At 71.4% G+C, this 6163-nt stretch carries 7 protein-coding genes; 6 read left to right on the top strand and 1 reads right to left on the bottom strand.

The window, feature by feature from the left end; genetic code table 11:
- Positions 1–215 precede the first annotated feature (215 nt).
- On the top strand, positions 216–1223 hold the full coding sequence (locus P409_RS23620) for a phenylacetate--CoA ligase family protein (protein WP_343285524.1): 1008 nt from the start codon (positions 216–218) through the stop codon (positions 1221–1223).
- Positions 1178–1441 carry a hypothetical protein gene (locus tag P409_RS41420; protein WP_343285523.1) on the top strand — a complete coding sequence of 88 codons (264 nt, stop codon included), beginning with the start codon at positions 1178–1180 and terminating at the stop codon, positions 1439–1441. The genes P409_RS23620 and P409_RS41420 overlap by 46 nt, the downstream gene beginning before the upstream one ends.
- Before the next feature lie 244 nt (positions 1442–1685).
- Here P409_RS41420 and P409_RS23615 read toward each other — a convergent pair whose 3' ends face one another.
- Positions 1686–2459, bottom strand: coding sequence for a hypothetical protein (locus P409_RS23615; protein ID WP_034844451.1), 774 nt, complete (start codon positions 2457–2459; stop codon positions 1686–1688).
- 135 nt (positions 2460–2594) lie between these two features.
- Here P409_RS23615 and P409_RS23610 point away from each other — a divergent pair, with 135 nt between their 5' ends.
- From P409_RS23610 to P409_RS23595, 4 genes are all read left to right on the top strand, one after another.
- Positions 2595–3983 carry a tryptophan 2,3-dioxygenase family protein gene (locus P409_RS23610; protein WP_274519175.1) on the top strand — a complete coding sequence of 463 codons (1389 nt, stop codon included), beginning with the start codon at positions 2595–2597 and terminating at the stop codon, positions 3981–3983.
- Positions 3980–5146 carry an aminotransferase class V-fold PLP-dependent enzyme gene (locus P409_RS23605; RefSeq protein WP_034844446.1) on the top strand — a complete coding sequence of 389 codons (1167 nt, stop codon included), beginning with the start codon at positions 3980–3982 and terminating at the stop codon, positions 5144–5146. Before P409_RS23610 ends, P409_RS23605 begins: the two co-directional genes overlap by 4 nt.
- Positions 5143–5496: a hypothetical protein gene (locus P409_RS23600; protein ID WP_034844445.1), complete on the top strand. Its 354-nt coding sequence runs from the start codon at positions 5143–5145 to the stop codon at positions 5494–5496. Before P409_RS23605 ends, P409_RS23600 begins: the two co-directional genes overlap by 4 nt.
- A partial coding sequence (locus P409_RS23595) for a phosphotransferase family protein (protein WP_034844444.1) occupies positions 5496–6163 on the top strand: 668 nt, incomplete at its 3' end. The genes P409_RS23600 and P409_RS23595, both read left to right, overlap by 1 nt.

Genomic DNA, 6163 nt, shown 5'->3' with positions numbered 1-6163 from the left:
GGCGCGACGCCGGCGCGGTGGTCGGCGCCCTCGGCATCGCCGGGGCCGGGGCGGAGGATGACCACGCCATCGGCGACGCCGCGATCGGCATGCTGTAGCCGCTTCCCGGCACCGGCCCTGCCGGGCATCGGCTCCCGGTATCGGCATTGTGCCCCTCGACCGCCGGCGTCATGGTTGGGCCGGAGCCTCGTCACGACACAGGGTGGATCCAGCCCATGGCCGAGCATTACGACGATCTCGAGATCCGGCCTCCCGAGGAGCGGGAGGCGGCGCTGCTGGCCGAGCTGCCGGCCCAAATCGCCCACGCCAAGGCCTCCGCCCCCGGCTATGCCAAGCGCCTGGCCGGGATCGACCCGGCGGCGGTGACCAGCCGGGCCGAGCTGGCGGAGCTGCCGCTGACCCGGAAGTCCGATCTGCCGGCGATCCAGGGCGTCGACCTGCCCTTCGGCGGGCTGACCACGATCCGGCCGGGGCAGTTCCGCCGGATCTACAGCTCCCCCGGCCCGATCTACGAAGGCGAGGCGCATGGCATCGATGCATGGCGCACCGCCCGCGCCCTGTTCGCCAGCGGCTTCCGCGAGGGCGACATCCTGCAGAACTGCTTCTCCTATCACTTCACCCCGGCCGGGACGATGTTCGAGACCGGGGCCGAGGCGCTGGGCTGCGCCGTGATCCCGGCCGGAACCGGCAACACCGAGCTGCAGGCCCGGGCCATGGCCGACCTGAAGCCGCGCGGCTATGTCGGCCCGCCCGATTTCCTCAAGCTGATCCTGGAGAAAGCCGACCAGCTGGGCCACGACACCGCCGCGCTGACGCTGGCCCATCTCTCCGGCGGGCCGCTGCTGCCGCCGCTGCGCGAGTTCTACTCGGCCCGCAGCATCGACCTGTTCCAGAGCTACGGCACCGCCGATCTCGGCCTGATCGCCTATGAGACCGAGGCGCATGAGGGGCTGGTGCTGGCCGAGGGCATCCTGGTCGAGATCGTGCGTCCCGGCACTGGCGACCCGGTGCCCGAGGGCGAGGTCGGCGAGGTGGTGGTCACCAGCTTCGACCGCTGCACGCCCTGGATCCGCTTCGCCACCGGCGACCTCTCGGCCGTCCTGCCGGGGCGCAGCCCTGCGGCCGCACCGCGCCGCGGCTGCGCGGCTGGCTCGGCCGGGCGGACCAGAGCACCAAGGTGCGCGGCCTGTTCGTCCATCCCGGCCAGGTCGCCGAGGTGCTGAAGCGGCACGGGCTGGAGCGCGGCCGGCTGGTGGTGGGCAGCCAGCTGGGCATCGACGAGGCCGTGCTGCAGGTGGAAAGCGCCGACGCCGCCGTGGCCGACGCCGTGGCCGAGACCATGCTCGATCTCACCAAGCTGCGCGCCGCGGTGGCGGTGGTGCCGCCGGGCAGCCTGCCCAATGACGGCAAGGTGATCGAGGACACCCGCAAGCTGCAGTGAGCGGCGGTCGCCCTCCCGCCTGTCCCCGGGTCAGCCCCGGAGAGGCAAAACCATCCGGCTCTGGTCGTGACCCGCCACCCACATCGTCATTGCGAGCGCAGCGAAGCAATCCAGGGGCCGGCGCACACCGGCCCTGGATTGCTTCGTCGGCTTCGCCTCCTCGCAATGACGGCGGGGAAAAAGCCTCGCGAACGGAAGAGAAGGCACGATTTCGTGCCGGCGCCCCGTCAGCTGCCCTCGGCGCTCAGCCGTCATCCGCATCGTCGTCGTCCGGTTCCGGCTTGGTCTCCGGCTCCCAGGGCAGGCGGTCGTGGCGGGTTCTGGTGTCGTTGTCGAACCAGGTGAACGGGCCGCCCATGATCGATTGCTGGCGCGAGTAGCGGGCGTAGTCCCGCCCGGTGCGCGGCCAGAAGATCAGCCCGTTCTCGTCGGTGGCGCTGTCGTCCTTGGCCGGGGCCTGGGCCTTGGCGTCCGGGTCGGCCATCAGGATGAATTCCGGCTGGACATCCATGTCGCGGCAGAGGCGGAGGATGATCTCCTCGATCGGGTGGTCGGCCAAGGCGAGGGCGGCGTCGATATCCGCCTTTTCCAGCAGCCGGCCCCAGGTCTCGGTCGCGGCCAGCAGCTTTTCGCCCTCGTCGAAACTCGGGTCGGTGGCGATCGAGCTGGTGACGACACGCGCCACCTGCCGCCGCCGGCGCTCCTTCAGCTCGAGCTGGGCCTTGGCCTCGGCGGCGGTCCTGTCGGCTGCCTCGCGGACCTTCTGGGCGAGATGGATCTGCAGCGCCAGGGCGCGGCGCAGGCCACGGCCGATGCGGTCGAAGGCGAGGCCGAACTCCTTGGCCGCGCCGGCGTCACCGGCCTGGGCGGCGGCCAGGACGGCCTGGTGCATCGCCTCGGCCTGCTCCATCGCCATCTCGGCGAAGCGGTCGAGCATGCGCGCCGCCCGCTCGGCCCGCTCGGGGTCGAGGCCCGGCGCCGCGGGCTGTGAGGTGGGGACGGTCTGCGCCTTTTCCATAGAACATATCATGAACGAGAATCACATGGCCGCGCAATGAACATTGTGTGACCTTGAAAAGCCGGTGCCGGCGGCGGCGATCAGATCCCGACGGACGTTCCCGCTCTGACCGCTATCGGCCCAGTTGCGGACAATTTGGTTTCCTGCCGAACCGGCGGCCCGGTCGCGCCGAAGCGCTCGCCGGCCGCCCTCACGCGCGGAGGTCGAACGGCTGCGCGCCGTCCCGGTGGCCGATGTCGTCGCCTATCGCCGCAAGGTGGCGGCGGAGATGGTCAGGGCCGGCATCCCAGTCGCCGGCTATCCCTGGCCCTGACGGGCCGGCTTGCCGTCCGCGGTTTTCCCGCGCTAGCCTCCCGTCACCACCAGCACTGGACCGCGGTCGACTCCGGTCGGCAACCGGCAGGCACAGCCACCGGGAGACGCGCCATGGCCGAACCAGGCGTCCACTACGCATCCTATCTGCGGCTCGACCGGCTGCTCGACCTGCAGGACCGTGAAAGCGAGAAGGCCGGCCGTCCGGCGCATGACGAGATGCTGTTCATCGTCGTGCACCAGGCCTATGAGCTGTGGTTCAAGCAGATCCTGTTCGAGCTCGACGCCGTGCAGGGCGTGTTCGCGGCCGACCGGGTCGACGACCGCGCCATCGGCCGCGCCAGCCGGGCCCTGCACCGCATCCATGAGATCCTGAAGCTCGGCGTGCATCAGCTCGACGTGCTCGAGACCATGACGCCGCTCGACTTCCTCGACTTCCGCGACCTGCTGCGCCCGGCCTCGGGCTTCCAGAGCGCGCAGTTCCGGCTGCTGGAGATCCGTCTTGGCCTCCGCGCCCACGACCGGCTGGCCTATGAGGGCAAGTCCTTCGAGACCCGGCTGGAATCGCCGGGACGCGAGCGCGTGGTCGCGGCCGCCGGCCAACCCAGCCTGTTCGAGCAGCTCGACGCCTGGCTGGCCCGCACGCCCTTCATCGAGCTCGGCGGCTACCGCTTCCGAGAGGCCTATCGCCAGGCGGTGGTAGCGATGCTGGAGGGCGATATCGGCCACCTGACCGCCCATCCGACGCTGGATGAGGCGGCGCGGGAGGCGGAGGTCGCAGCGCTGCGCAAGGCGCTGTCCCGCTTCGACGCGCTGTTCGACGAGACCCGCCATGCCGAGGAGGCGGCGCAGGGCGCCTGGCGCATGTCCTGGCGCGCCCTGCAGGCGGCGCTGTTCATCACGCTCTACCGCGACGAGCCGGCGCTGCAGGTGCCGTTCGGCCTGCTGAGCCTGCTGATGGACATCGACGAGACCATGACGCTGTGGCGCTACCGCCATGCGCTGATGGTGCAGCGGATGATCGGGCTGAAGACCGGCACCGGCGGCTCCTCAGGCCATGACTACCTGGCCCGCACGGCGGAGCGGCACCGGGTGTTCGGCGACCTGTTCACCCTGTCGACCTACCTGATCCCGCGCTCGGCCCTGCCGCCGCTGCCGGAGGAGATCACCCGCCGAACCGGCCTGTCCTATGGCGAGGAGGCCGGGACGTGAGCTTCAAGCCGCTGTTCTCCCGCTTCCTGGCCGCGCCGGAGCGGCTGCACCTGGCCGCGCACAGCCATCACCTGTGGCCCGACACGGTGTTCGAGGCGCAGCTGCGATACGTCGAGGACACCGCCCGCCTGGCCGACCATAAATGGGAGCTGGTGTTCGGCGACGTGGTGCCGCGGCTGCAGGCGCGCATCGCCGCGATCCTGTCCCTGCCCGACCCGGCCTCCCTCGCCTTCGCGCCGAACACGCATGAGTTCGTCAAGCGCCTCTTGTCCTGCCTGCCGGCGGACCGGCCGGCGCGGGTGCTGACCACGGATTCCGAGTTCCACAGCTTCCGCCGCCAGGTCGCGCGGCTGGAGGAGGACGGGCTGGTCGAGGTCACCCGGGTGGCGCAAGAGCCGACAGCGGATTTCCCGACCCGCTTCGCCGTGGCGGCGTCGGCCGGCGGTCATGACCTGGTGTTCTTCAGCCAGGTGTTCTTCAACTCCGGGTATGCGGTGCCCGATTTGGCGGCGCTGGTGGCGGCGGTACCCGACCGGGAGACGCTGGTTGCGGTCGACGGCTATCATGGCTTCATGGCGCTGCCGACGGACCTCTCGGTGATCGCCGGGCGCGCCTTCTACATCGCCGGCGGCTACAAATACGCCATGGCCGGCGAAGGCGCCTGCTTCCTGCATGTGCCGCCCGGCTACGGCCCGCGGCCGCGCGACACCGGCTGGTACGCCGCCTTCGGTGCCCTGGCCGGGGCGCAGGACGGGCGCGTGCCCTATGGCACCGACGGCAGCCGCTTCCTCGGCTCGACCTTCGATCCCTCCGGCCTCTATCGCCTGCTGGCCGTGCTGGACCTGCTGGCGGAGCGCGGCCTCGGCGTGCCCGAGATCCACGCCCATGTGCTGGCGCTGGAGGAGGCTTTCGCCGCCGCGCTGGATGGTGTCGGGCTGCCGGACCTCGCCCGCGGCCGGCTGCTGGTGCCGCTGGACACGCCGGTGCGCGGCCATTTCCTGACATACCGCACTGACCAGGCCGGCGTGATCGACGACCGGCTGCGCGCCGCCGGCATCGTCGTCGACCACCGCGACGACCGGCTGCGCTTCGGCTTCGGCCTCTATCACGACCTGGCGGAGGTGCCGGCCATGGCCGGGCGGGTGCTGCAGGCGCTGCGATGATCAAGCCGGAGACGCCGATCAAGGCCACCGGCCTGATCCTGGTCGGCTTCGCCATGGTCTACGCCGCCTTCGCCGGCGTGCATGACGGGGCGCCGGAGCGGACCGGGTTGATCTATCAGGAATGGGGCGCCGACGGGATCTTCTGGAGCTATCTCGCCGCGGCGAGCCTCTCGATCCTGACCGGCGGCTGGTGGCTGTCGCGCTGGGCCCGGCAGCTCCGGCAGGTGATGGCCTCGGCGACCGCGGCGCGGCCGCTCTGGGCCGGTCGTGTCGCCCTGGGGCTGTGCGCGCTGCTGATTCTGGCCGGCGCCGCCTTCCTGCTGTTCCGGCTGATGACGCTCAGCCTCTGATGCGCGAGAATTGGTCGAGGCCCTATCCGGCCGCCGTCATCAGCCCGGATGAGGCGACCGCGCTGGTCCGGTCCCTGCCCGGCCGGCCGGCGGTGCTGCGGGTCGCCGAGCTCTCGGGCGGGCTCGCCAACACCAATCTCCGCCTCGACCTCGAAAGCCATCCGCCGGTGGTGCTGCGGCTGTACCAGCGCGACCCGGTCCAGGCGGTCAAGGAGCGGACGATCCACGCCCTCGCCGCAGACCGCGGCCTCCCCGCTCCTCGTCTCCTGGGCGGTGGCGACGACCCTTCGACCGGCCTGCCCTTCGCCCTGCTCGAATGGATCGACGGTCAGCGGCTGGACGAGGCCGCCCGGGACCTGGACGACACCGCGCTGCCACCCCTCGCCCGCTCCGTCGGCGCGGCACTGGCGGCGATCCATGCGGTGACCTTCGACCGCAGCGGTTTCTTCAACGGCGCGCTGGCGGTGGCCGAGCCGGTCGATGTCGGTGGCGGCGGGCTGACCGGCTTCCTGCGCCATGTGCTGATCGACGGGCCCGGCGGCGACCGTCTGGGCGGCAACCTGGCCGGCCGTCTGCTCGCCTTCGCCGAGCGCGAGGCCGGGCTGCTCGACCGCTGGCCCGGCCTGCCCTGCCTGACCCATTCCGATTTCGGCGGCACCAACATCCT

The sequence above is a fragment of the Inquilinus limosus MP06 genome (assembly GCF_000767795.1).
GTDB classification, from domain to species: domain Bacteria; phylum Pseudomonadota; class Alphaproteobacteria; order DSM-16000; family Inquilinaceae; genus Inquilinus; species Inquilinus limosus_E.
The sequence above is the reverse complement of the archived record's forward strand: the minus strand, read 5'-3'. Positions and strand labels throughout refer to the sequence as shown.

What these genes read in the sequence shown, in the direction of transcription:
- P409_RS23600 (WP_034844445.1), top strand. Translation starts at nt 5,143, where the DNA reads ATGATCAAGCCGGAGACGCCGATCAAGGCCACCGGCCTGATCCTGGTC.
- P409_RS23620 (WP_343285524.1), top strand. Translation starts at nt 216, where the DNA reads ATGGCCGAGCATTACGACGATCTCGAGATCCGGCCTCCCGAGGAGCGG.
- P409_RS23615 (WP_034844451.1), bottom strand. Translation starts at nt 2,459, where the DNA reads ATGGAAAAGGCGCAGACCGTCCCCACCTCACAGCCCGCGGCGCCGGGC.